The organism is Shewanella marisflavi (assembly GCF_002215585.1).
Taxonomy (GTDB): Bacteria; Pseudomonadota; Gammaproteobacteria; order Enterobacterales; family Shewanellaceae; genus Shewanella; species Shewanella marisflavi.
Window position 1 is genome coordinate 4201117 of sequence record NZ_CP022272.1, and the last position, 25165, is coordinate 4226281.

Sequence of the window (25165 nt, forward strand, 5' to 3'; positions counted from 1 at the left end):
GCTATGAAAATTATCATATTAGGTGCAGGTCAGGTCGGCGGTACATTAGCGGAAAACCTGGTTGGTGAAAACAACGATATCACCATAGTCGACAATGACCGCGAACGGCTGCGCTCGCTGCAAGACAAGTATGACTTGCGCGTCGTGCTGGGCCATGGTGCCCACCCAGGCGTCCTCAAGGACGCCGGCGCCGAAGACGCCGATATGTTAATTGCCGTAACCAACAGCGATGAATGCAACATGGCGGCCTGCCAGATAGCTTATTCCCTTTACGGTACCCCCACTAAGATCGCCCGTATCCGCTCAGAACAGTACCTGGCGCTAAGAGACAAACTCTTTATCGACAGCGAAACCAAGCAAAGCGAAAATCGCCCGCGCGGTGGCTTCATCATAGATGAATTGATCGCCCCCGAGCAGCTAGTGACCTCCTACATTCGCCGTCTGGTGGAATACCCTGGCGCCCTGCAGGTGCTGGAGTTTGCCGAAGGGCGCTTAAGCCTAGTGGCTGTGCGCGCTTACTACGGCGGCCCCTTGGTGGGCAACGCTCTGGCTGCCCTGCGCGAACATATGCCTAATATTGATACCCGTGTCGCCGCCATCTTCAGACAAGGGCGTCCTATCATGCCACGCGGTACCACCATCATTGAGGCGGACGATGAGGTCTTCTTCGTCGCCGACAGCCGCCACGTGCGCGCCGTGATGAGTGAGATGCAGAAGCTGGATAATACCTATCGCAACATCATGATTGCCGGTGGCGGTAACATAGGGCTGGGCCTGGCCAAACAGCTGCAACGCAATCACGCCGTCAAGTTGATCGAACACAAACAGGAGCGTGCCGAGGCACTGTCGGAAAAACTGGAAAATACCACAGTTTTTTGTGGTGACGCCTCAGATCAGGAGCTGCTGCTCGAAGAGCATATCGACCAAACCGACGTGTTTATTGCGGTCACCAACGATGACGAAGCCAATATCATGGCCGCTCTGCTAGCCAAACGCATGGGCGCCAAGAAGGTGATGGTATTGATCCAACGTGAGGCCTATGTGGATATCGTCCAAGAGGCCAACATCGATATCGCCATCTCGCCACAACAGGCAACCATTTCGGCGCTGCTGACCCATATTCGTCAGGGGGATATCTGTAACGTCTACTCCTTGAGACGCGGCGCCGCCGAAGCGATCGAAGCCATCGCCCACGGCGACCCCAGCACCTCTAAAGTGGTGGGCAAGCAGGTCAGCGAGATCAAGCTGCCTCCCGGCACCACCATAGGCGCTATCGTCCGCGATGACGAGGTATTGATGGCCCACGACAAGACAGTTATCGAGCAAGGCGACCACGTGATCCTCTTCCTGGTGAACAAGAAGTTTATCGGCGAAGTTGAAAAACTATTCCAGCCTAGTGCATTCTTCTTCTAAGCCAAGAAGATGCAAAGACTCAACCCGAGATGCTAAATTACCGGCCGCTACTCTTCATCTTAGGCGTGTTTTTATCGACCCTGACCGCCTTTATGTTTATCCCACTGGTCTTCGCCTTAATCTATGGCGAAGAAACCGTGGGCGCCTTTATGATAGCCTCGCTGGTCACTGGCACCTGCGCCAGTGCCTGCATGCATCAGGGGCAAAGTGAAGATATTCGTCTGAATATCCGCGATATGTTTCTGCTCACCAGCCTGACCTGGTTTATCGTCAGCCTCTTTGCGGCCATGCCCTTCACCCTCTATCACGGCATCAATTACACAGACGCTTTCTTCGAAACCATGTCAGGGATCACCACCACGGGCTCTACCGTGCTCTCGGGCCTAGACAACATGGATCATAGTATTCTGATCTGGCGCTCACTGTTGCAGTGGCTGGGGGGATAGGCTTTATCGTGATGGCGGTGGCCATTCTGCCCTTTCTCAACGTCGGTGGTATGCGACTGTTTCGTACCGAATCCTCCGACTGGAGCGATAAGGCAGTGCCTCGCACCCAAGATATGGCCAAACACCTCTTCTATGTCTACATCATACTGACCGTCTGCTGCGGCTTGGCTTATCATCTAGCTGGCATGAACTGGTTTGAGGCGATCAACCATGCCATGACGACTCTCTCTACCGGCGGTTACTCCACCTCAGATAGCTCCATGGCAGCCTTCTCTAAGCCCGCGCACTGGGTCGGTACTATCTTCATGGCGGCCGGCGGCTTGCCTCTATTGATGTTCGTTCACAGCCTGTCCCAAAAGTCACTACGGATTTGGGACGATGCCCAGGTGAAGGGGTATCTCATTTTCCTGGCATTCGTCTCCTGTAGCCTGGCCTTCTGGCTCTATCATGGACACGATATGACAGCGGCCGATGCCCTGCGGCTGGCCAGTTTTAACGTGGTCTCAGTGGTCACCACCACAGGCTATGGCCTGACCGACTACACCGCCTGGGGCGCCTTGGCCAACGTGGCCTTCCTTTTCTTGATGTTTGTCGGTAGCTGCTCGGGATCAACCTCGGGCGGGATTAAAATCTTCCGTTTTCAAATAGCCATCGCCATCATGCGCGAGCAGTTAAAACAGCAGTTCCATCCCAATGGTATCTTCAAGGAGCGCTACAACGGCCGGCCCATTACCGAGGATATCGTGCGTTCCCTCGTCACCTTTATTTTGCTGTTTATGCTAGTAATCGTGCTGTTATCAGTGATCTTGGTATCGACGGGACTCGACCCCACCACTAGCTTCACCGGCGCGGTGACGGCGGTGACCAATGTGGGACCAGGGCTTGGGCCAGTGATCGGCCCGGCGGGGAACTTCTCCAGCCTGCCAGATATTGCCAAGTGGTCATTGGCCATCGGCATGCTGCTGGGGCGCTTGGAGATCCTGACGGTGGCAGTCCTCTTCCACCCCAACTTTTGGAAATACTAAACGCGATACAGGCCCCAAAGGGCTTGCTGCTCAGGGGTTAAGAAGGTCCAGGCCAGCACGCGGGTCAACTTGTTACCTTGAGCCATCTCTAGCGTCTTCACCTGTTTAACACCGACTCGCTCAAGCTGCCGATAACAGGGCTTAAGGTTTTCCTTCTTCGACACCAAGGAGGTAAACCAGAGGCACTGAGTCGCAAACGCCTGACTCTCGCGGATCATCTGGCTGAGAAAAGCCTGTTCTCCGCCTTCACACCAAAGCTCGGCCTTCTGACCGCCAAAATTCAACTTAGGCTTATTTGCAGCCACCTCATGACCTTTAGCCCGTTTATTGGCTGCCAGATTCTTCAGTTTACGGTCGCTGCCTCGACTCGCCTCTTCCAGCGAGCCATGAAAAGGAGGATTACACAGGGTCAGATCGAATCTGTCTTGCGCCGTGATGATACCGGTAAATATCTGCTTGGCGTCTCGCTGCTGACGCAGACTCAGCTTACCTTCGAGAGGAGGATTGTTATCTATTATCTGCGCAACGTTCGCCAAAGAGACAGGGTCTATGTCGCTGGCCACAAACCGCCAACCATAGACTTGACTCCCCAGCAGCGGATAGATGCCATTGGCACCCGTGCCGATATCAAGAACGACCACTCGCTCCCCTCTGGGCACCTTCGTCACATTAGCCACCTTGCCTTTGCCGCCCTTGTTCGAAGGAGCCGATTCGGCCAGCAGATCCGCCAGATAATGCAGATAATCCACTCGACCAGGAATAGGCGGGCAGAGAAAACCTTCGGGAATATCCCAATAGTTCAGCCCGTAATGCAGCCTAAGCAGCGCCAGATTGAGCAGTTTCACCGCCTTAGGATCGGCAAAATCGATAGACAAGTTGCCATAAGGGTTAGGGCGAACATAGGGCTTAAGCGCCGGAGTGGCCTCTACCAGCGCATTAAAATCATAACCCTTGGCGTGTAGATTACGCTTATGCAGCCCCTTGGGCTGACGGGGAGCCTTGTCTGATGTGGCCTTAAGCTTGGGCTTTGGGAGCGGCTTTGGCTTAGACGGCTTAGACGTCAACTTTTGAGAGACAGATTTTTTTGCGCCAGGGCGCGCAGGTTTGCGAGAGAGGGTCATCAAGAAGATCCCGGCTGCACACGCAGGCATGCAGCCCAAAAAACATTAATCGTACAGATATTTAGTAAACAGCAGATTGACGACAAGCGGCCGACCTATCTCCAGCTCCAACAGGCGGTTAAGCGTGTCATAACACTCGCGGCGGATCTCCTCTTTTCCCGTCAAAGATTTCACCTTGTCCTCAGTCTGCGCACCTAATATCTCTATGATGGCGGCGCGTAATAGCGGATCATGATGCTCTAAAACGATCAGATCTTCCGGCGCCTTGACCATCAACTCGACGCTGATCTTCACAAATCCCAACTTCTTACGGTTGGAAATATAGTTAGTCACTATATCTGGCTCGAAACCATAATAAGCATAGGTATCGATAACCTCTTCCTCTTCGGCAAAGACACCCAGACTCACTACACTGGTCACTAACAGCAGCATAAGCAGCGCAAACTTTTTCATATCAGACGAATACTCCGTTCATTATTTGATTGCCAACACCCGCTTTTCAGCTTGGCCGATACCTTATTAACGGCATTAAGACGTAAGGCTTTAATTACCGACATCAAAGCCTCATCGTGATAAACTGCTGAGGTTTTTGAGTATTGTACCGAGAATTTAATGAGTGTGACTAGGTTAAGCTTTCCCTATGGCGAATCCATTCAATGGCATTCACCGGATCAAATTCCCCAACTTCCCCCAACACCCTTTAGGGAATGGCTGTTAGCTTCAGGTAGTTTAACTCAAAAACTCAAGTCTCACTGCACCCAATTTGAGGTTAAGGTACTGGGCGAGGATATGTTATCGCCCTTCCCAGGCGAACTTCCCGAGCAACAACCCGCCTGGATCCGCGAGGTGCTGCTCTGTCTCGACAATATTCCCTGGGTATTTGCCCGCACCTTAGTACCCGGCACCATGATGGATAAGGCCCAAGATAACTTCTTAAACTTGGGCACCCGTCCCCTGGGCGAGCTGTTGTTTACCAGCGGCGACTTCACCCCAGGCAAGATAGAGGTTAGTCAGTTTACTGCCTGCAACTCCCTGGCTAATTTGCTCGACTCACTGAGTCAAGATAGCCAGCAGCCCCTCTGGGGACGCAGACGCTACTTTAGCCACCAGGCGCAGCAGTTGATCGTCAGCGAAATATTTCTGCCCAAAGCGCGACAACTGATCGAAAGACTGCCATAAAAAAACGCCTCTTAATGAGGCGTTTTTCTTTAGCTTCGACGCCGCAGACCCAGCAGCATCAGCAGGGATAAGCTGAGCCAACCAAGGCTACCACCTGAGTCCTGCTTAACTTCTGGCTCAACCACGGGCGGCTGCACTACCGGAGCGGTCACGGTCAACGTCAGGCTCTTACTCGACTGATTATTGGCCTCATCGTTTACCGTCAGAATGACAGTGTAAGCCCCACCTGCACTATAGGTGTGTGTCGGCGAGGTCGCCGTGCTCGTCTGTCCATCACCAAACGACCAGTGATAACTTAGGGTACCAACCCCTTGGCTAGACAGATTACTAAAGGTCACGGTCAGGTCGCTGGCCTGATAGCTAAATTCGGCCAACGGTTTGATCACCACGGTCACTTGCGTGTTAGCCGTTACCGACTCACCCGCACCATCGGTTACCACCAGGGTGACCTGATAGCTGCCCGATGACTGATATACATAGGTTGGCGCTGATGCTGTACTAGCGGCACCACTCACACCAAAGTTCCAGGCATACTGATAGTTGCCGTCACCACCGGTCACGTTAGCACTAAAGCTAACACTCACCCCCTGCTGTGAGATAGTGATCGCGGCATTGAGCGACTCGGGGGCTGGCGGCGGAGCCTGAGTACCGGAATACTCCAGGCGCACCTTGGCACTGCTGGAATCCTCACTCTGTGTCACGACCTCCATAGTCAGTCCCAATTCAGGCAATATGATGCCCGACTGCGGTTTCAGCGGCGCACTATAATCATGGCTATCATCGAACAGGCTATTGCCGGCCAGATGGGTATCACCAAAGAAGGTGGATTGATTGTATAGGCTAAAGGTGGCGTCACGGATCTGAGTCGCCGTGCCATTGGTGCCGATAAGCATCTGATCTGCATCGACCACACCTATCAGGCCGCTACCAGGATGGCTGCTGGAGTTGTTGTCTGACTCGTTAAAGTTCTCCAGCCACAACAAGACCCCTGGCTCATAGACATGGCTCTTCAAGCCCACATCGACGCCATTATAACTGCGCAGCTGCACCAGATAACGACGTGGCTTACCTGGGCGGGTATTATCGATACGGGCAAAGCCGCCGGTTAACGCCATAGCGCCCGCTTCTTCGGCGCCATCGCTATACACCACAGTATCACCGTCAAGCAGCTTCAGCTCATCGAATACAAAGCCATAGTCACCCACCGCCTCATCGGTAAAATAGACCACACTGATCTGGCGATCGCTGCTACCTGCGTAGGCACTTAGGTCAAAGCTCAATTCTACCCAGGCATCGCTGCCTTCGGCGCCCGACACATCGGCAGATTTCCCCGTGATGATATTTTTCGCATTATTGATGCTGTTACTCGCTTTAGTGAGATTGCCCACTAACGGCACATCACCCACCTTCACCTGCACATAGTCGTAATCAGTCTCGATACTCCAGTGGGCCTTCATCTTTAGCGTCAGCTTGCTACTGGCCGGAAAATCCAGGCTAAACGAGGCCGCAGTGCTGAGCAGATGGCCCTGACCCGAATAATACTGATAGCTGCCGGCATAGGGCTGCTTAAAGGGAATATTGTCTACCGGTAGGGGAATAGATATCTGGTTAACCTGATTGGCATTTACCGCCTCGACCAGCTGCACCTCCTGGCCACCAGCAGGGATAGACGCTAGGTCCACCTGAGTCTCATTTATCCACTTACCCTTGTACTTGTTTTGCAGATAGGAGCGGGCATAAGGGCTAAAGCCCACGGGTTCACTGCCAGGAATACTGCCGGTCCAGCTACCACCAGACATGATAGACCAGGAGCCGACGGGCGAGCCGTCGCCACTGTTACTGGTATCATATTCATCCGGCAGGCCAAGATCATGGCCAAACTCGTGCACTACCACACCTGCGGCGGCATCTATAGGTTGCACCGTATAACCAAACACCTTCTTACCTGTTCCCGGAATTTCGTAACCCGGTGACCCCCCCTCATAAACATAGAAACGGTGAGACCAGATGGCATCGTCTCCCAGCACGCCACCGCCGGCCTCTTCGCCAATGCTGGAATGAAACAACATCACATGGTCGATATCGCCATCGGCTTCATTGAGGTTGCCGTCGCCGTCGAGATCGTAGGGATCTTCCACGTCGAACGACGCAATTTCAGTTGGCGTCATGTTTGCCAGCGCCTGGGTGACAGCCTCTTTCACCAGCTCAGGCACCGCCATGTCATCATCGCCGTTGTTAGAGTCGTTCTGACCATAGTAGGCGGCGTTCTGGCTGGCGGTATACCAACCATAAACCTTACCTGTGAAGTAAAAGCTGCCGCCAGACTCCGCCTGATAATATTGATACCCGGTCAGCAAGTTTTGTCCTTGCGGCCCGGTAAAGCCTGTTGTCGAAAACATCAAATCCTGATAGTGCGACACGGGATAACTCGCGTAATACATAGGGGTGTCGGCGGCTGTGAGGCGATTGTTATCATGGGGCAGATCGGGAAAGTCGATCAACACGCCAAGCACCTTGACCGTCTTGGTGACATCCGCATCCGCCTGCGGCGAGGTAAAAGAGATCACACGTGTCTTTTGCTGCGCCTTCTCACGCAGACGCTGTTGTGATTCAAGCTTAGCCTGCACTACACCGCCTTTTTCCTGATAGCTCTTGGCTCTTTGGGTATAGGCCTGAACCGCGGCGCGCTTCTCTGCTTCACTGGCATCGGCTGCCAGCTCACCACGCTTTACCAACCAGTAGAGGATCTGCTGTTCGTTAATCACGCCTGCATCGGCAAGCCCTTTCATGGTGAGGGGCGCGGCATTGGCCTGTGCACCCACTAACAACAGCGCAAGGCTCAATGCGGATAACGCAACACGGTAACATTGTCTCTTCATGCTTAATATATTCCTTTATCCCAGACAGGGCTTAGCCCTGCTGGAGATCCTCAGGCTGACAGCCATCTCTAATCATTTTAGTGGGGACTTGGGAAGGGAGCGAACTCATCGCCATAGGCACTAACATAAACACGCGATGAGTTAAGTGGCCGCTGATTCGGCCTGCTGGGTGTTAACATTGGCTCTGCGGCAAACGTAACAACAACACCCAAGGTCCACCACAAGACATTAACAGTATTTTCCCCTATAGAGTAGAGCAAACATGCTATTTTCCTCTAAAGGGGTAGAGATCATGGCAGAGTACAGCAGAACCTGCGACGACTATTCAGCTTTATCATCACTCTCCGCCTCAATTAACCAGCTACGATAGATGAGCAGTAACACTGAGGCTGACCAGCTGAAGTTAGTGCAATGTAGGCCATCACCCGTGATGGGATCATAGTTCTCCCTAATGGGTGCCTGAGTCAGCACACCTTCGGCCTGATTCACCAATTGAATGGCGAGGCGCCGCGCCAACTCATCATAACCGTAACGGGAGACCCCTTGCAGGCCAAACAACGCCTGATCCAACCAAACGGGGCCACGCCAGTAGCGTGTCGGGGCAAACGTCGGGTTATCAGCGCTCACGGTGGGAAATGGCACCTTAGTCGCAAAACTTGATTGGCTGAGCTGGGTGGCGATCATTTGCTGCGCCTGAGCCTCGCTGGCGGCACCCGCCCACAGCGGCAGCCAGCCCTCGACCCCTTTACCCTCGGTTAACATCAGACGAGAGTGCTCTCCATGGAAACGTCTGTCGTAAAAAAAGCCGCTCTGAGCATCGAAAAACTCGCTGCGGATCCGCTCGCCCAACCGCTCAGCCTGCTGACGCCAGGTCGCCGCCTGGGTATCAAATCCCTGCAACTCAGCCATCTGCGCCAGATAGCCCTTCTCCGCATACAGGTAGCTGTTAAGATCCACCGACTCCTGAGAGATTGAGTAGCCAAGTAGTCGTCCCTTATCATCATAATTTTCCAACACTTTAAGCTCATCACTGATATCGAAGCGAGGGGCATTATCCATGCCAGACTCCCAGGCCGCCGCCTCGATCACCGCCTCTTTATCTGGCTTACCCGGCTCACCGTGGCGAGGATGGCGATTAGCACCATATTCCGCCAACCCATTGTGGTTATGATCCCGATTGCGATACCACCACTCATGATAGGCGACTAGCTGGGGGTAAAGCTTGGCGACAAAAGCCCTATCTTGGCTCTGTAGATAGATCTGCCACACGGCCCAAGCTGCCAGCGGCGGCTTGCCGTTACGCTCATTCCAGTTGCCCCCTTTGCCACCGCGGCTAGCCTCAGCGTTATAGAAGATAGCATCAGGTAGGTTACCCGCATCTTGCGGGCGCAGCGTGTCTTGCTCATCAAACTGATAGTCGAACATCGCCAGCACGTTCGACTTGGCCAGCTCTGGATCAAACTGTGCCAGCGCCACAGCCTGTTTCCAGCTGTCCCAGGCCCAGACGCCGTTGAACCACTTATAAGTCACCGAGGGGGTGACGGCGTCATGCAACAGGGCGCCCGCCGGACTGCGCCAGTTGTGCAGTAGAGTGACCATACTCTTGGCAGCTAAGCGCCTGGCCGCCAAGTCACCACCCAACATCAAGCTATCGAGTCGCCTCTGCCAGCTTGCTTGATTAGCACTCAGACGCTCGCTCACCGTCATCCAGTTTAACGGACCGGCACGCTCAGCCTCGTTCGTTGTATGAAAGTACCTGTGAGCGGCGCGAAGCGTCACACTCGCCCCTGGCGTTAAGGTTACAGGCTCACTGTCGGCGCGATAGCCCTGTTGGCCGTCCGCAGTGATAGCCACCGCCTGCTCAAATAGCAGCTGATAGCTGGCATCATCGAGCTGTATCTGCCAGGTTTGATCTATAGGGGTAAACTGCCAGGTGACACTGCCATCAGACACTAGTCGCTTGTCGATAAGACGATACTGCTTCAGCTTGGGGTGACTCTCGAAAGGCTTACCCGACCAGCTCAGTTGCCATGAGTGAGGAGTATCACTCAAGTTACGCAAATGGGTGGTAACTATGGCGGTGCGATTGTCGCTATAGTCCAGACGGGTAGTTAGCTCAAATAGCTCAAACACAAAGCGCTGAACCAGACCCCAGGGCTCGCTATAGATCTCAACCTTATTGGCCTGAGCCAGGTCGATGCGCTCCCCCGAATCGAGGGAAAACAGCTGCAAGCGTTGCAAGCTGTCGCTCAGGTGCAGGCTATATTCTTGGGCAATAAACAGCGGCCCGGTAAAGCTACCGTAATAGGCGGGTGTATCTGGTAAGTGAAAACCGTGCCAGGCACCTTGATCCATATAAACGGCAGGAATAGTTAGATTGCCTTGCTGATCGCGCTGTTCCATGGAGCTGGGCGTGCCACCATAGCTGAGCAGATCACGATAATCACGGCTAGATGCAGTAACCGATGAGCAAACGGTTATGCTAAGGGTGAAAGTGAGCAGCACGCCAAGCAGATAGATGGGACGCAACATGATGAGCCTTATTATTGGATACAATATCCAGATAATCCCAGAGTCCTACTTCAGATGCAAGGAGAATGAAAAAGCCAGAAATAGGAAGGCACGAGAACGAGCAATTAACTGCGCCTGGGCAAGCGTATGAGTCTTCATTTTGGCCACACACGGTGGCCAAAATGTATTTGCACAAGCTGTACCTTCGGGTCAATAAAGGCAAGCGTAACGCAAAGTTTAGTTGGTATGCTCGATATAATTAGCGACGCCGTCGAGGAACATCTGCACCGAGATCATCACCAACACCATGCCCATCAAGCGCTCGACTGCGGTCAGCCCCTTCTCACCCAGAAGCTTAGTAAACAGCTTATAGAAGAGCAGGATCACGGCGCTGGCCACCCAAGCGGCCAACAGGGCCAGAGTCCAGTCCAACATGCGAGAACTATCGGTATGAGCCAGCAGAATCAAGGCCGCCAACACTGACGGGCCCGCCATCAGCGGAATCGCCATAGGCACAATAAAGGGCTCTTCACCTGCTGCCAAGCCCACCACTCCACCAGGCTGAGGGAAGATCATACGAATCGCGATCAGAAACAGTATGATGCCGCCAGCAATACTGACCGATTCGGTGCGTAGGTTTAGAAAGCTGAGAATCGCCTCACCGGCAAACAGGAACAGCATCATGATGATCAGCGCAAAGATCAGTTCCCTCACCAAGACTCTGCGCCGCTTCTTAGGCTCAATATGACGAAGAATCGAGGCAAAAATGGGTAAGTTACCCAAGGGATCCATGATCAAAAACAACATTACCGCAGCAGAAAAGATATCCATAACTCAATATTCGTCAAAAGTTGAACCCATATTGTATAACTTATTGGCAATATTAAGCAGTAGATAAGACAACAAAAACTGCACGCGTTATAGCATTTTACGCCGCTATCGCGATCCTTGTTACCAACTGAGATGTAAATTCATCACATGCTCAGGTTATTTGTTCGATTGGCAGCCATAAGACTGATATACTAGCTGGCTTTCTAGGCTCCCTTGTTAACACTTATATGTACTATCTCGTCGCCAGTTGTATTGCACTCCTGCTAGGCCCACTCTTCTATCGTTTCTTTACGACAGGGACAGGTCTGCAAAAAGGCTTAGATGGTTTTATCTTCGTGTCTCTGGGCGGCCTGGTGCTAATCCATATTCTGCCTGAGCTGCTGGAACACGGCGGCTTTCTCTCAATCCTCTTTGTGATCATAGGCCTATGGGGCCCAACCTTGAGTGAGCGTCTGTTTCACCGCTACTCAGAAGTCACCCATAACCTCACGTTGACACTGGGTATCGGCGGCCTGCTGCTACACACCCTTACCGATGGCGGCGCCATGGTGCTGGCCCAGCAAGACGGTAACTCCAGCTTGCTGGCGTTGGGGGTGATTCTGCATCGCCTACCTGTAGGTCTGGCGATCTGGTGGTTACTCAAGCCTCAGGTGGGCGGACGTTGGGCCTCTATCGTTCTGGCCGGCATGATGCTGCTTACCGCCGTAGGCTATTTCGCTGGCGAACAGTTATTGGCACAGCTAAGCCTGGATAATACCGTCTATCTGCAATCCTTCGTCACTGGATCTATTTTGCACGTGGTACTGCATCAGCCCCACGGCCACAACATCAGCGACAGCCAGGGCAAGTATGAATATCAGGCCGGTATTGGCAGCCTACTGGGCATCGCCCTACTCTTTATTCTGCTTATGGTCGACTCAGGCGGTCACGACCACCATGAACATAGCCATGCCACCGAACAACTCGTTGAGTGGATGCTGACGCTGGCCCCTGTGCTGTTGCTCAGCTACAGCCTGGCCGCGCTGCGCTATCAATTTGGCCTGTCGCCGCAACATAAACGACTCAGCCAACGCTGGCTGCAACGCCTGGCAGGGCCAGAGGCTTTAGTGATCACTCTCCTGTTGTTAGGACCAAGCCTGGCACTGATCCAACTGATCGGCCTGACTTTGGTCGGCATCTTACTCACCCTGACCCGGGTCGAACCGACTGACCCCCATCAGGGACTTCCAAGCTCGGCCTGGCGATTTGGCTTTGCCCATCTGGTAGATCGCAGCGCCCCCTGGATAGTGCTCAGCCTGGTACTTGCCAATCTGATTGGACACCCATCGGTTCCCCTTTCTTCACCTTGGGTGCAAATTGGGGTCTTGTTGCTGCTTCTGCTGCCTATGCGCTTCTGTAACCTGGGTGGCGCCGTGTTGGCCCTGACCCTGGCCTACAGCGGCTGGAGTATGGAAGCCGTGATGCTGGTACTGCTGGCGGCACCAGTCTTTAATCTGGCGCAGCTAAAGCTGATGGACTGGGCCCAGCGTCTGGCACTGACTGGGGTGATTGGTCTCTGTCTACTGGGCACCCACTGGTTAATTCCAGAGTGGAGTCAGCTGCTCAGCCTTAGCGAAACGGTTAACCAAGTGAGTCTGGCTTTGATCTCCGCACTCTTTGCCGCCAGCCTGTTAAGACTGGGACCACGCAAGTTTATGGCGCGCATCATGCTGTGGAAGCCCAAGGGCCATGATCACAGCCATGCGCCTGCTAACAGCCACGAGCACACTCACAGTCATGATCACAGCCATGAGTCTGCAGCGAACAGCCACGAGGCACTTAAGCATAAACACGAGCACGGCCATCACTAAGAGATAGCTTTTCTCGCCGGTGGGGGCTAAGTTAAACACAACAGCCCCATCTGGAACCGCCTATGTGCATACTCTTCGTCGCCCTAGAGGTACATCCCCAGTATCCCTTGATCCTCTGTGCCAACCGAGACGAATTTCATCACAGACCCACAGAACCGGCTCACTTCTGGCCACCCGAGAATCAACTCCTGGCGGGTAAAGATCTCGAGGCCGGCGGCAGCTGGCTAGGGGTTAATCGCCGCGGTGATATCGCCGCACTCACTAATATCCGCGCCCCCGAGCTGCACGAGGCTAATCGCCATAGCCGTGGCGACTTAGTGATCAAAGCCTTGTCCCCCGCAGCCCCCATCACCACAGGCTGGCTTAAAGAGCACAGCCAACACTACAACCCCTTCAACCTGCTATTCGGTAGGGATCTGGAGCTCTACTGCTACCACAGTGTCAGCAAACAGGTTAAGGCGCTATCACAGGGCTTTCACGCCATCAGTAATGGCGCGCTTGATGACATCTGGCCCAAGATGGCCAAGGGCACTCAAGCCTTGGAACAGGAGGTTAATCGGGCTGAGACCATAAATATTGAGGCGCTACTGACCATCATGACAGATGAGCGTCAGGCGCCCGATGAAGATCTGCCTCAAACCGGTGTCGCCCTGGAATGGGAGCGACAGCTATCGGCCATCTATATTAAGCATCCAGAATATGGCACCCGCTCGACCTCCATCTTTCTACGAGACAAACAGGGAAAGTGTGAATTTATCGAAGTCAGGTACGATGGTAAGGGCAGAAACTTGGGTAGGCAGGTGTTTAAGTTTGAGGTATCCGCGAATCAACCGGACGAGGCTCGCCCGGCATACACTAACGCAATCTAATCAGAAGAGTGGTCGTGAGTAATCACCCACTTGTCGTCTATCTTCTCAAGCAAAAGGGTAAACACCCCATTAGGCTTATCTTTCACCCGGGTCAGCTGCCAGCGCCCTACGACGATGGCGGCATAATTGCTGAGCATCTTGGTCTCTTCTATGGTGAACGTGAGTTGCCCCAAGGTCTCCTTATCAGGGTAGTTTTTCTTATAAGCAGCTAGGGTCTCTGCCCAACCATAGCGGAATTTATTGCCTGAGACGAAACGCATCTTATCGCTCTGCCAGTAGCCTTGCATATAGGCATCCAGGTCGCCGCGATTCCATGCAGCTTCTTGATTGCGCAAAATATTGGCAATCTCATCAGTGGGTACTGCCTGCACTGGGAGTCCGAGTAGCAAGAGCAGTAAAATCCATCCATTTTTGTTCATCATCTTCTCCAGAGGGAGGCATCAGGGCCCGTTTAGTATATATTAAAAGCTAGGTAAGGCATTATCTTCTCTATAAAAATGCCTTAATGGACCTTATCAAATGAGCCTAATTTATGTTTCAAACCTTGTGTAAAGCGATCCTAAAACTCAGTGGCTGGACCATAGATGGCAGCCTTCCCAAGGCTGACCAATATATTACTATCGTAGGCCCTCATACCAGCAACTGGGACTTTATTATCGGGGTACTCGCCAGAGGGGCTTTGGCGCAAAAAATTCACTTCCTCGGCAAGCATCAATTGTTTATTCCCCCTTGGGGCTGGTTCTTCAAGGCCATAGGCGGGACACCTGTCGATAGGCGTAAAAACAATAATCTGGTCGATGCCGTGGCCCAACTGTTTCAGCAAGATCCCCATTTCAAGCTGGCTCTGGCCCCCGAAGGCACCCGCAGCCCGGTGACCCGCTGGAAGACAGGCTTTTATCATATCGCCACCAAGGCCCAGGTGCCCATAGTCACTGTAGCGCTGGACTTCGAGGGTAAGCGAGTGGTGATCCCCGAGGCGATAAACGTCACTGGCGATATCGATAAGGAGATGACACAAATTCTCGACTTTTACCGCACCATCAAGGGCTGCCACCCTAAGACTATCCCCGAGTATCACGCCTAAGTTCGTCCAGGCTCGATTGCCAAATCAGGCCGCACTGGTTATAGTGCGGCCACCTGCTGTTTTGTATACAATTTTTAGATGAACTTAGATACCTGGCTACTCTACTTGGCAGCAATCTTGCTGATTGCCATCTCACCCGGCACCATGGCGGTATTGTCGATGAGCCACGGCATCCATTTCGGCAAGGTACGTAGCCTGGCCACAGCAATGGGCAGCGTCAGCTCGGCGCTACTACTGATGTTTGCCTCCGCCGCAGGGCTAGGTGCCCTGCTGAGCGCGACCGAATATGGCTTTACCTTGCTGAAATATTGTGGCGCCGCCTACCTTATCTATTTGGGGATCAAACTGATAATGACCAAGGCCAGCGCTCAGGGGCTGGACTTACAGCACATTAAGGGGAAAGGCTCACCTAAACAGATGTTCAAACAGGCTTTTTTAGTGGGGATCAGCAACCCCAAAGATCTGCTCTTCTTTGGTGCCCTGTTTCCACAGTTTATCGATATCACGGCGCCCCAGGGGCCACAGCTCGCCATACTCGCGCTCACCTGGGCCCTGGTGGATTTCAGCTTTGTAATGATCTACGCCAGCATGGCCAATGTGCTGGCCCCTAAACTCAGAGCCAGCAACCGTCTGCATTGGTTCGACCGCACCAGTGGCGGCGTATTTCTTACCCTGGCCGCCATACTCGTCACCCGAGACTAACCAGCCCTAGTCGGCTGGGTTTGGCAACCTAAGTTACCGAATCAGACGGCTCCCTTAAGACTCCGCACGTCGGCGCCCGTTGGAGCCTGGAAGGCCCGCAGATTAAATTGCGGCAATATCGCATAGATATGATCGAAGATATCCGCCTGAATATCTTCGTAAACCGCCCAACGTGTATCGTTAGTGAAGATATAAATCTCTATCGGTAGCCCCTCAGTGGTTGGCGCCAACTGACGCACCAGCAGGGTCATCTCCTGATGCACCTTAGGGTGCTTGCGCATATATTCCAGCAGATAGGCCCTGAAGGTGCCGACATTAGTCAGATGACGGCTGTTCACCGGCATGTCACCGTCTTGAATATTAGCGTTAAACTCGGCAATCTCAGCCTGTTTGCGCGCCAGATAATCCTTGAGTAGGTTGATTTTCCCCAGGCGCTTAAGCTGCTCTTCGTTAAGAAAAGCAATAGAGTCGATATCGATATTCACCGCTCGCTTGATGCGTCTGCCGCCCGACTCCGACATGCCGCGCCAGTTCTTGAAGGCGTCAGACACCAAGGCATAGGCCGGGATCATAGTGATCGTCTTGTCCCAGTTCTGCACCTTCACCGTGGTCAGGGAGACCTCTTCCACCGCACCGTCGGCGCCGTACTTATCCATCTGGATCCAGTCGCCGGGACTGACCATGCGATTGGCCGCCAGCTGGATACCGGCCACGAAGCCTAAGATGGTGTCTTTAAACACCAACATCACCAAACCTGTGGCAACACCCAGGCCGCTAAGGAAATAGACCGGCGACTGCTCAGCCAGCACGGAAATCGAGATGATGATGGCAACGAAGAACATAAACAGCTTGAGCAGCTGCACAAAACTCTTGATCGGCAGACGACGGCTAATCAAGTTGATATCGGCAATCTCATTACCTGCGTCCAACATGCTAAAAACGGCGCGCACAAACAGCACTACGATGGCCACATCCAGCAATCTATCGGCCAAGCTGCTAAGCAGCGGATGTTCCACCAATGCTAGCGGCAGTAAAATATTAAGAATCAGGGCAGGCACCAGCTTAGCCAGCTTCTCCAGCACGCCATGCTTCATGAAGATATCATCCCAACGCACCCTAGAGCGCTGGATAACCATATTCATGGTGCTCACGACACCCCGTTTCACCACCAGATAGCCAATTAAGGCGATCAACAAGCATGCAAAGACCATAACGCCTGTCGACACATTGCCAGCCGGACTATTTATCCCCATTTGAGTCAGCCAGTGGGAAACCTGCGCGCGTAATTCTTGATCCAAAATACTCTCTCCCTTGTAAATTCACTTAAGGCGTCACAGCCGATAATGCCCGCATAACAAGTCCATTTCAGCGCACCAACAATAGTAACACAACTGCTTATTTTAAAAGCTTTTTTAGTCTATTTTATTGACTGTAATATAAAGATTCACAACAATCCATTTTCCCAAGAAAATGGAGACCTTGATGTTAAAGCCGCTGCTCACCTGTGTCCTACTGAGTATCACACCGCCATTGCTGGCCGCCACATACCAGGATGACATTTCCGCCCCGGCCCCTAAGACGGCCATCACACTGGATTATATCGCCGCAGACTCGGCACTCTATGGTATCACCATCGCGCCCAGTCATTATGACAGCAATTATGCCGACTGGGGTTACTACATGGGCTATGCCATGAGCCAGAAAGAAGATATTCAGCTTGAGGCCCCAAAAGAAGCCTATACCCAGGAAAAGCTTTGGCGTTTCGGCGTCAGCTATTGGCTCACCGACAGTCTCAGCCTCTATGGCGGGGCCAGTGCCTATACCTATGAGTATTCCCACACCAGCAATATCTCGCCGCGAATTGTCGGTGGAAAACCCATCTGGGAAACCCAGAGGGATACCCAATGGGGCGGAGAGCTAGGCGTACGTTTTCAACTCGGTCGCCATATGGTGCTCGGCCTAGGCTATGACTCCGCCAGCGAGTCAGCACTCTTTAGCCTGGGATACAGCAACTAAAATCCGCTAATCGCGACCCAGGCATATAGGAATTTACCGCGAGTTTGACTATGCTAGAGGCCACAGACAAACCGCTAAAACTGGTTAAATTCAATGTATAAAGCACTACAAAGCTGTGCCATCACGGCCCTCTTCCTCTTGATGGCGCCCGCCTTTGCAGCCGATAAGGCTGACGATGCCGTCGCACTCATCACCCTGGAAAATGGCGCTACCGTCAGACTCAATTCTGACTTCACCTGGGAATATGTGTTCCTGACGCCACAAGTCACAGAGGATGAGACAGCTAAGAGCGAGACCGTCGAAACTCAAGCAAATACACAAACTAATACAGAAAATCAGATACAAACAGCGACTGAACAGGTCAGTCAACCTGTCGTCCAGGCGGCCAAGGTGCAGCCGGTAGTGATCGCCAGCGGCCCGGTCGTGGGCAACGCCATGACGGCAACGGCCATGGATCACGCCAACCTACTGAGATCCACCGCCAAGGGAGGCGCCAAGGTAAGTTATCTCAAGAGCCAATGGGACAGCAAAGGCCGTCTGGGTCTGGATTTCGAGCTCAGCAGCAACAGCGAAGAGAATTATGTGATCATCGAGCTGGAGATCAGCCTGTTTGCCGACTCTGGCGAGCTGATTAAGACAGAGACAGCCAACGTGTGGCAGGCTATCTTCCGTGTACCCGAAACCTATTTGCGTAAGGGCCAGACCCGCAACAGCGAAACCTTGTGGATCGAAGGCATCGACAAGGCCCAGTGGAGCAAGGAGCTGATGACGCTGAAAATTGTGGATATGAGTTCGCGCTAACCCAACACCATTCAAACATAACAAAACAGGCCCTGGCGGCCTGTTTTTTGTAGGATCTATAAAGCCATTGTCTCAGGCATCCTGACCGCCACCATATGGCCGCGGGCACACACCTTGCCCTCAGCCGACAGGGTAATCTCCACCACCACCTTGCGAGGCTTCACCTCTGTGATCTCACCGACAAGCTCAAGTTCCACCCCCATAGGAGTCGGCGCCAGATAGTCTATGTTAAGGGCGGCGGTGACAAATCTGGGCGACTCATCTAAGCGCTCACCCGCTAGCTCAAGCGCCCTTTGTGCGGCCGCGCTGGCACTGCCGGTACCATGACAATCGATCAATGAGGCGATCAGGCCACCATAAACAAACCCTGGGATCGCCGTGTGAAAGGGCTCGGGGGTAAAATGAGCTATGGTCTGCTCACCGCGCCAGTAACTCTTAAGCTGATGACCACGTTCATTGTTGCGACCACAGCCGTAACAATGGCTTAAGTCATCCGGGTAAGCATCCTGAAAAGCGATTCCCTGCATAGTAAACTCCTCGACAAATTGGCCTTCTACGCTAACGAGATAGCGCCACCATGGCAACACAGACTTAAGCACTAATCACTTGTCACTATGCCGGTACGCCATCCAATAAAAAAGGGCCCTGTGGGCCCCTTTTAAGCAGCTTTGTTCACTAGAAGCTCGACAGAATACCTGCCGGCAGATAGCGATTATAGCTGGCGCTCAGTAGCAGCTTGGTAGCCGCCTCGATATCCGGACCGAAGAATCTGTCCTTGTCATAATAAGCCACCACCTCACGCAGCTCGGCCTTAGCCTGAGCCACAGCGGTCGCAGGTTGCAGCGGTGCGCGAAAATCCAAGCCCTGAGCCGCAGCCAGCAGTTCAACAGCCAGTACGCCACGGGTGTTTTCCGACATATCACGCAGACGGCGCGCCGCGAAGGTCGCCATAGAGACGTGATCTTCCTGGTTAGCGGAAGTTGGCAGACTATCAACCGAGGCAGGGTGTGCATAGGTCTTGTTTTCAGAGGCCAGGGCCGCCGCCGTCACCTGCGCGATCATGAAACCTGAGTTCACCCCGCCATTTTCCACCAAAAATGGTGGCAGCTTAGAGAGGTTAGAGTCGATCAACAAGGCGATACGACGTTCGGCAATCGAGCCCAGCTCGGCAATGGCAATCGCCAGGTTATCCGCCGCCATGGCCACAGGCTCTGCGTGGAAGTTACCGCCCGAGATGATATCGCCGGTATCCTGGAACACCAATGGATTATCGGTTACGCCATTAGCCTCGGTGGCCAGCACTTCGGCAGCGTGACGGATCTGAGTTAGACAGGCGCCTAATACCTGTGGCTGACAGCGCAGCGAGTAAGGATCTTGCACCTTCTCACAGTTCACATGATCTAAGCTGATCTCCGACTCTTCACCCAATAGGTGACGGAACACGGCGGCAGAGTCGATCTGTCCCTTCTGACCACGCGCAGCATGAATGCGTGGGTCGAACGGGCTACGGCTGCCCATGGCGGCCTCGACGCTCATGGCGCCAATCACCGAGCTGGCCGCAAACAGATCTTCGGCGTTAAACAGACCTTCCAGCGCCAGTGCCGTAGAAGCCTGAGTGCCATTAAGCAGCGCCAGACCTTCCTTCGCCGCCAGTTCAATGGGCTTAAGACCAGCGATCTTAAGGCCTTCGGCGGCCGAGATAAGCTGTCCCTTGTAGCTCATCTCACCTTCGCCCAGCATCGGCAGACACATGTGTGACAGCGGTGCCAGGTCGCCCGAGGCGCCTACCGACCCTTTCTCGGGCACGCAGGGGTAAACTTCAGCGTTCACCAGGGCGATCAGGAAGTTGATCACCTCGAGACGAATGCCTGAGAAACCGCGGCTCAGAGAGTTGATCTTCAGCACCATCATCAGACGCACTGTGGCATCTTGCATATACTGACCGGTACCGGCGGCGTGAGACAACACGATAGAGCGCTGCAGCAGCTGCAGATCTTGCTCGCCAATCTTAGTGTTGGCCAGCAGACCAAAGCCAGTGTTAATGCCATAGACGGTGCGGCCTTCGTCGATCACCTTCTGCACCAGGCCTGCGCTGGTGTTGATGTCAGCTACTGCGCTCTCACACAGCTCCAGACTCACCTTGCCACGACTGATGGCTCTTAGCTGCGCCAGGCTTAAAGTGCCTGGCTTTAATACTAAATGACTCATTGTTACAACCTCTTGTTATTATTCTTATCGGTTGAGCATAGGCAGATCTAGGCCCTGCTCCTTGGCACACTGCTTGGCGATCTCATAGCCCGCATCCGCATGACGCATCACGCCCGTGGCTGGGTCATTCCACAGCACACGGCCCAGACGCGCCTCAGCCTCATCGGTACCATCGGCAACAATCACCACACCCGAGTGCTGACTGAAGCCCATGCCGACGCCGCCGCCATGGTGCAAGGACACCCAGGTCGCGCCGCTTGCCGTATTGAGCAGAGCGTTCATCAACGGCCAATCAGATACTGCATCTGAGCCGTCCAACATAGACTCTGTCTCACGGTTAGGACTGGCCACAGAGCCAGAATCCAGATGGTCACGGCCGATCACGATAGGCGCCGACAGCTCGCCGTTTTTCACCATCTCGTTGAAGGCCTTTGCCAGACGCGCCCTGTCTTTCAGGCCGACCCAGCAGATACGTGCAGGCAGACCCTGGAAGGCGATGCGCTCGCGCGCCATATCCAGCCAGTTGTGCAGATGCGGGTTGTCTGGGATCAGCTCTTTCACCTTGGCATCTGTCTTGTAGATATCTTCGGGATCGCCTGAGAGCGCCGCCCAGCGGAAGGGACCAATGCCTTCGCAGAAGAGAGGACGCACATAGGCTGGCACAAAGCCCGGGAAATCGAAGGCATTTTCCACGCCCTCGTCAAACGCCATCTGGCGAATGTTGTTACCATAATCTGTGGTGGCCGCGCCCGCCGCCTGCAGGGCCAGCATGGCTTTCACCTGCACCGCCATCGACTGCTTGGCCGCCTTGACCACGGCCGCCTCATCTTTCTTTCGCATCTCGGCGGCGTATTCTAAAGTCCAGCCCTGTGGCAGATAGCCATTTAGCGGGTCGTGGGCCGAGGTCTGGTCGGTCACTACATCTGGCGTAACACCACGCTCAACCAACTCGGCGAAAACGTCGGCGGCGTTGGCGAGCAGTCCTACAGACACTGGCTTGCCGCTCTTGTTGGCTTCGTCGATCATCGCCAGCGCCTCATCCAGGCTAGTGGCCTTCTTATCCACATATCGGGTACGCAGACGGAAGTCGATGCGGGTCTCGTCCACCTCACAGGCCAGTACAGAGTAGCCCGCCATGGTGCCGGCCAGTGGCTGAGCGCCACCCATGCCACCCAAGCCGCCGGTGAGGATCCACTTGCCGCTGGCATCGCCGCCAAAGTGCTGCTTGGCCATGGCCACGAAAGTCTCGTAGGTGCCCTGGACGATTCCCTGAGAGCCGATGTAGATCCAAGAACCCGCAGTCATCTGGCCATACATGGCCAGGCCCTTCTTATCCAGCTCGTTGAAGTGTTCCCAGTTGGCCCAATGTGGCACTAGGTTAGAGTTGGCGATGATGACGCGTGGCGCATTGCTGTGGGTCTTGAACACGCCCACAGGCTTGCCCGATTGCACCAGCAGGGTCTCGTCTTCTTCCAGGCGCTGTAGCACCTCGATAATCTTGTCATAGCACTGCCAGTCACGCGCCGCACGGCCGATACCGCCATAGACCACTAGGTCTTCCGGGCGCTCGGCCACATCTGGGTGCAGGTTGTTCATCAGCATGCGCATCGGCGCCTCGGTGAGCCAGCTCTTACAGCTCAGCGTAGTGCCATGTGGCGCGATAATGCGACGGCTAGGGTCGTGTCTCTTATCCATTCTTGCTTACCTCATTTGTGCTGTCTTGATGACATTATTTTTATCTTTATGCAGTAACTCATTACCTGTGACAGTCTTAAATACTGCTTAGGGAAACAGGCCGTTCCCAAATAGGGTTATCGCTTTAACGGTTAAAGGTCAGGTGACCGCCGAGGCGGAAACGGCTGCCTGGATGCAACAGGCGAGCAAAACTCACCACCCCTTGACGGGACCAGGTACGACGCAGGATCTGCAGGCAAGGTTCGCTCTGGGTTATCTGCAATCGCTCGCGCTGGATGTCGTCGGCCACCACGGCCTCTATGGTGTGGCGCGCCTCGGTGAGCGGTGCCACGAAGGAGAGATATTCGTGGGGCGTCTGCAGGCTAAAGTCCTGGGCCAGATAGTCGGGTACCAACTGGGGATTAACGAAACGTTCTTCCAGTTGCAGCGGCGTCCCCTGCTCACAGTGCACCAATACCGAGTAGAACACCTCGCTGCCCTCCTCAAGCCCCAAAGCGATAGCAATCGGCGCCGTAGCCAGGGTTAGGGTCAACTCAAGTTGCTCCACGCTGTAACCATGGCCCCTGTCCTTGATCTCGTCGGCGATATTACGGATCGCCATCATGGAAGATTGCGACTTGAGCCCGGCCACGAAGGTGCCCAGTCCTTGGGAGCGCTCGAGCACGCCAAACTCGGTCAGCTCAGTCAGGGCACGCCGCGCCGTCATGCGGCTACAGGTAAACAGCTCGGCCAACTGGTTCTCCGATGGCACTCGGCTATGCTGCTGCCACTCGCCGGATTCCACCTTGGTCAAGATAAACTGTTTGATCTCTGCAAACTTGGGCGTCGCCATCTCTGCTCCTTGTGGGCTTGCCGGGTAGCTATTGCTCCTAGGCATCGCCGCAAACTCGATTACACTTTTCAAATGCTGAAAATTACCGCTATAATCCTAGCTTGTATATACAAGTAAATACAAGCTAGCTCACACAAATTTATTGCCGCCACCGTTAAGGTGCGCCAGTCGAGGGAAACATCATGTCTTGGGATCAGGTTTGGATTGACGTCAATATCGCCACTATGGACCCTGAAATTTCAGCGCCTTACGGTGCGATCACCGATGCCGCCATCGCCGTCAAGGAGGGCAAGATCGTCTGGATGGGTCCACGTAGCGAGCTACCCGAATTCGATGTCTTGTCAACGCCGGTTTACAGAGGTAAGGGCGGCTGGCTTACCCCAGGCCTTATCGACGCCCACACCCATCTGGTGTTCGCCGGCAACCGCGCCAACGAGTTTGAGCTGCGCCTACAAGGTGCCAGCTATGAAGAGATCGCCCGCGCTGGCGGCGGCATCATCAGCACGGTCAAGGCCTGCCGCGAGGCCAGCGAAGCCGAGCTGTTCGAACTGGGACGCCAACGCCTCAATGCCCTCGCCAAAGAAGGGGTGACCACGGTCGAGATAAAATCTGGCTACGGCCTGGACACAGAAACCGAGCTCAAGCTCCTTAGGGTCGCCCGCGAACTGGGCAAGCATCATCATGTGGACGTGAAGACCACCTTCCTCGGCGCCCATGCCATTCCGCCCGAGTACAAGGACGACAGCGACGCCTATGTAGACCTGGTGATCGACGAGATGCTGCCCGCGGTGATTAACGAAAACCTGGCCGATGCCGTGGATGTTTTCTGTGAAAATATCGCCTTCAGCCTGGAGCAGACTGAGCGCGTACTGAGCGCGGCCAAAGCGGCCGGACTGGATATCAAGCTACACGCCGAGCAGCTCTCTAATCTGGGCGGTTCAGCTATGGCGGCGAATCTCGGCGCCAAGTCGGTAGACCATATCGAATACCTGGACGAGGCTGGCGTGAAGGCCCTGAGTGAGAGCGGCACCTGTGCCACCCTGCTCCCAGGCGCCTTCTACTTCCTGCGGGAAACCCAAATGCCGCCTATCGACCTGCTGCGCCAATACGATGTGCCCATGGTGCTGGCCAGCGACTATAACCCGGGCTCGTCGCCGCTCTGCTCCAGCCTGCTGATGCTCAACATGGGCTGCACCCTGTTCCGCCTCACCCCAGAAGAGGCACTGGCGGGCATGACCCGCAACGCCGCCAAGGCGCTGGGAGTCGAGGCCACTGTCGGCGTGCTCAAACCTGGCATGCAGGCCGACTTCTGCCTGTGGGATATCACCACCCCCGCCGCCCTAGCCTACAGCTATGGGGTGGATGTGTGTAAGGAAGTGGTGAAAAACGGGAAGTTGGTTCATCAGTAAGATGATGAAGTAATCTTCTTGTTTTGTGCCCCTAAGGGTTTTGGTACCTGGCAAGTGAATGAGATAACCATGGCTTAATAGGTTATCTATCACCTGCGGTGGGCTAATGTGCAAGCACTCTTTTGGCACGGTGAGTGAAGCGCAGCTTCTAGCTCACGAACGAGAGGCATGGATGCCGAACTGGCTTTTAAACAGGGACGTTGTTCAAGCCCATCCCTGGGTGCTCTGCGGTGGCATCTGATGTGAATGGATTCACAAATGCAGCGATGACATGGATGTCAAAGAGCTGCCATG

Annotated in this window: 20 protein-coding genes and 1 pseudogene; 10 read left to right on the top strand and 11 right to left on the bottom strand. The window is 54.1% G+C overall.

All coding sequences use genetic code 11. The features are described 5' to 3' along the window. The first annotated feature begins 3 nt into the window (after positions 1-3). Both trkA and CFF01_RS18550 read left to right on the top strand, forming a co-directional pair. Complete coding sequence (gene trkA, locus CFF01_RS18545) at positions 4-1413, top strand: Trk system potassium transporter TrkA (RefSeq protein WP_033540455.1); 1410 nt, start codon at positions 4-6, stop codon at positions 1411-1413. A 29-nt stretch (positions 1414-1442) separates the two neighbouring features. After that, positions 1443-2884, top strand: a pseudogene (locus CFF01_RS18550) (TrkH family potassium uptake protein). Here CFF01_RS18550 and rlmF read toward each other — a convergent pair. Next, positions 2881-4005, bottom strand: coding sequence for a 23S rRNA (adenine(1618)-N(6))-methyltransferase RlmF (gene rlmF, locus CFF01_RS18555; protein WP_088905774.1), 1125 nt, complete (start codon positions 4003-4005; stop codon positions 2881-2883). The pseudogene CFF01_RS18550 and the gene rlmF sit on opposite strands and share 4 nt — an antisense overlap. Positions 4006-4050: 45 nt before the next feature. Next, positions 4051-4458 carry a flagellar basal body-associated protein FliL gene (locus tag CFF01_RS18560; protein ID WP_088905775.1) on the bottom strand — a complete coding sequence of 136 codons (408 nt, stop codon included), beginning with the start codon at positions 4456-4458 and terminating at the stop codon, positions 4051-4053. A 159-nt stretch (positions 4459-4617) separates the two neighbouring features. Here CFF01_RS18560 and CFF01_RS18565 point away from each other — a divergent pair, with 159 nt between their 5' ends. Then, positions 4618-5184, top strand: a complete 567-nt coding sequence (locus CFF01_RS18565) for a chorismate--pyruvate lyase family protein (protein WP_088905776.1) — start codon at positions 4618-4620, stop codon at positions 5182-5184. A 29-nt stretch (positions 5185-5213) separates the two neighbouring features. On the opposite strand, the gene CFF01_RS18570 is transcribed toward CFF01_RS18565, so the two are convergent. The 3 genes from CFF01_RS18570 to CFF01_RS18580 form a co-directional block, all read right to left on the bottom strand. Then, positions 5214-8063, bottom strand: coding sequence for an immune inhibitor A domain-containing protein (locus tag CFF01_RS18570; RefSeq protein WP_088905777.1), 2850 nt, complete (start codon positions 8061-8063; stop codon positions 5214-5216). A gap of 321 nt (positions 8064-8384) precedes the next feature. After that, a complete protein-coding gene (locus tag CFF01_RS18575) occupies positions 8385-10595 on the bottom strand; it encodes an MGH1-like glycoside hydrolase domain-containing protein (RefSeq protein WP_088905778.1) in 2211 nt (736 codons plus the stop codon). A 216-nt stretch (positions 10596-10811) separates the two neighbouring features. Further along, positions 10812-11405, bottom strand: a complete 594-nt coding sequence (locus tag CFF01_RS18580) for a YhgN family NAAT transporter (protein ID WP_033540462.1) — start codon at positions 11403-11405, stop codon at positions 10812-10814. A 227-nt stretch (positions 11406-11632) separates the two neighbouring features. Between CFF01_RS18580 and CFF01_RS18585 the strand changes: the two genes are divergently transcribed. Both CFF01_RS18585 and CFF01_RS18590 read left to right on the top strand, forming a co-directional pair. Beyond that, complete coding sequence (locus CFF01_RS18585; protein ID WP_088905779.1) at positions 11633-13255, top strand: ZIP family metal transporter; 1623 nt, start codon at positions 11633-11635, stop codon at positions 13253-13255. A 62-nt stretch (positions 13256-13317) separates the two neighbouring features. Next, the gene (locus tag CFF01_RS18590) at positions 13318-14124 is read left to right on the top strand and encodes an NRDE family protein (protein WP_088905780.1); all 807 of its coding nucleotides are present in this window, start codon (positions 13318-13320) and stop codon (positions 14122-14124) included. On the opposite strand, the gene CFF01_RS18595 is transcribed toward CFF01_RS18590, so the two are convergent. Beyond that, the gene (locus CFF01_RS18595; RefSeq protein WP_088905781.1) at positions 14121-14543 is read right to left on the bottom strand and encodes a YybH family protein; all 423 of its coding nucleotides are present in this window, start codon (positions 14541-14543) and stop codon (positions 14121-14123) included. The two genes, CFF01_RS18590 and CFF01_RS18595, sit on opposite strands and share 4 nt — an antisense overlap. Before the next feature lie 113 nt (positions 14544-14656). Here CFF01_RS18595 and CFF01_RS18600 point away from each other — a divergent pair, with 113 nt between their 5' ends. Both CFF01_RS18600 and CFF01_RS18605 read left to right on the top strand, forming a co-directional pair. Beyond that, positions 14657-15208, top strand: a complete 552-nt coding sequence (locus CFF01_RS18600) for a lysophospholipid acyltransferase family protein (RefSeq protein ID WP_088905782.1) — start codon at positions 14657-14659, stop codon at positions 15206-15208. A 78-nt stretch (positions 15209-15286) separates the two neighbouring features. Continuing rightward, positions 15287-15910, top strand: a complete 624-nt coding sequence (locus CFF01_RS18605) for a LysE family translocator (RefSeq protein ID WP_088905783.1) — start codon at positions 15287-15289, stop codon at positions 15908-15910. A 41-nt stretch (positions 15911-15951) separates the two neighbouring features. On the opposite strand, the gene CFF01_RS18610 is transcribed toward CFF01_RS18605, so the two are convergent. After that, positions 15952-17208, bottom strand: a complete 1257-nt coding sequence (locus CFF01_RS18610) for a mechanosensitive ion channel family protein (protein ID WP_088905784.1) — start codon at positions 17206-17208, stop codon at positions 15952-15954. 184 nt (positions 17209-17392) lie between these two features. On the opposite strand from CFF01_RS18610, the gene CFF01_RS18615 reads away from it, so the two are divergent. Both CFF01_RS18615 and CFF01_RS18620 read left to right on the top strand, forming a co-directional pair. Further along, entirely contained in the window at positions 17393-17926 is a 534-nt protein-coding gene (locus CFF01_RS18615) for a hypothetical protein (protein ID WP_033540469.1), read from the top strand. Positions 17927-18019: 93 nt separating this feature from the next. Continuing rightward, positions 18020-18727 carry a DUF3157 family protein gene (locus CFF01_RS18620; RefSeq protein ID WP_088905785.1) on the top strand — a complete coding sequence of 236 codons (708 nt, stop codon included), beginning with the start codon at positions 18020-18022 and terminating at the stop codon, positions 18725-18727. A gap of 56 nt (positions 18728-18783) precedes the next feature. On the opposite strand, the gene CFF01_RS18625 is transcribed toward CFF01_RS18620, so the two are convergent. The 4 genes from CFF01_RS18625 to hutC all read right to left on the bottom strand — a co-directional run bounded on the left by CFF01_RS18625 (position 18784) and on the right by hutC (position 23462). Beyond that, on the bottom strand, positions 18784-19254 hold the full coding sequence (locus CFF01_RS18625) for a PaaI family thioesterase (RefSeq protein WP_088905786.1): 471 nt from the start codon (positions 19252-19254) through the stop codon (positions 18784-18786). A gap of 148 nt (positions 19255-19402) precedes the next feature. Next, positions 19403-20935 carry a histidine ammonia-lyase gene (gene hutH, locus CFF01_RS18630; protein WP_088905787.1) on the bottom strand — a complete coding sequence of 511 codons (1533 nt, stop codon included), beginning with the start codon at positions 20933-20935 and terminating at the stop codon, positions 19403-19405. A gap of 24 nt (positions 20936-20959) precedes the next feature. Next, entirely contained in the window at positions 20960-22630 is a 1671-nt protein-coding gene (hutU, locus tag CFF01_RS18635; protein WP_033540473.1) for a urocanate hydratase, read from the bottom strand. A gap of 124 nt (positions 22631-22754) precedes the next feature. Further along, positions 22755-23462, bottom strand: coding sequence for a histidine utilization repressor (gene hutC / locus CFF01_RS18640; RefSeq protein WP_088905788.1), 708 nt, complete (start codon positions 23460-23462; stop codon positions 22755-22757). Between the two features lie 182 nt (positions 23463-23644). Here hutC and hutI point away from each other — a divergent pair, with 182 nt between their 5' ends. Then, on the top strand, positions 23645-24871 hold the full coding sequence (gene hutI / locus CFF01_RS18645; RefSeq protein WP_088905789.1) for an imidazolonepropionase: 1227 nt from the start codon (positions 23645-23647) through the stop codon (positions 24869-24871). The last annotated feature ends 294 nt before the right edge of the window (positions 24872-25165 follow it).

Coding starts and splice junctions, on each gene's coding strand:
- trkA (WP_033540455.1), top strand. CDS start 4: ATGAAAATTATCATATTAGGTGCAGGTCAGGTCGGCGGTACATTAGCG.
- rlmF (WP_088905774.1), bottom strand. CDS start 4,005: ATGACCCTCTCTCGCAAACCTGCGCGCCCTGGCGCAAAAAAATCTGTC.
- CFF01_RS18560 (WP_088905775.1), bottom strand. CDS start 4,458: ATGAAAAAGTTTGCGCTGCTTATGCTGCTGTTAGTGACCAGTGTAGTG.
- CFF01_RS18565 (WP_088905776.1), top strand. CDS start 4,618: ATGAGTGTGACTAGGTTAAGCTTTCCCTATGGCGAATCCATTCAATGG.
- CFF01_RS18570 (WP_088905777.1), bottom strand. CDS start 8,063: ATGAAGAGACAATGTTACCGTGTTGCGTTATCCGCATTGAGCCTTGCG.
- CFF01_RS18575 (WP_088905778.1), bottom strand. CDS start 10,595: ATGTTGCGTCCCATCTATCTGCTTGGCGTGCTGCTCACTTTCACCCTT.
- CFF01_RS18580 (WP_033540462.1), bottom strand. CDS start 11,405: ATGGATATCTTTTCTGCTGCGGTAATGTTGTTTTTGATCATGGATCCC.
- CFF01_RS18585 (WP_088905779.1), top strand. CDS start 11,633: ATGTACTATCTCGTCGCCAGTTGTATTGCACTCCTGCTAGGCCCACTC.
- CFF01_RS18590 (WP_088905780.1), top strand. CDS start 13,318: ATGTGCATACTCTTCGTCGCCCTAGAGGTACATCCCCAGTATCCCTTG.
- CFF01_RS18595 (WP_088905781.1), bottom strand. CDS start 14,543: ATGAACAAAAATGGATGGATTTTACTGCTCTTGCTACTCGGACTCCCA.
- CFF01_RS18600 (WP_088905782.1), top strand. CDS start 14,657: ATGTTTCAAACCTTGTGTAAAGCGATCCTAAAACTCAGTGGCTGGACC.
- CFF01_RS18605 (WP_088905783.1), top strand. CDS start 15,287: ATGAACTTAGATACCTGGCTACTCTACTTGGCAGCAATCTTGCTGATT.
- CFF01_RS18615 (WP_033540469.1), top strand. CDS start 17,393: ATGTTAAAGCCGCTGCTCACCTGTGTCCTACTGAGTATCACACCGCCA.
- CFF01_RS18620 (WP_088905785.1), top strand. CDS start 18,020: ATGTATAAAGCACTACAAAGCTGTGCCATCACGGCCCTCTTCCTCTTG.
- CFF01_RS18625 (WP_088905786.1), bottom strand. CDS start 19,254: ATGCAGGGAATCGCTTTTCAGGATGCTTACCCGGATGACTTAAGCCAT.
- hutH (WP_088905787.1), bottom strand. CDS start 20,935: ATGAGTCATTTAGTATTAAAGCCAGGCACTTTAAGCCTGGCGCAGCTA.
- hutU (WP_033540473.1), bottom strand. CDS start 22,630: ATGGATAAGAGACACGACCCTAGCCGTCGCATTATCGCGCCACATGGC.
- hutC (WP_088905788.1), bottom strand. CDS start 23,462: ATGGCGACGCCCAAGTTTGCAGAGATCAAACAGTTTATCTTGACCAAG.
- hutI (WP_088905789.1), top strand. CDS start 23,645: ATGTCTTGGGATCAGGTTTGGATTGACGTCAATATCGCCACTATGGAC.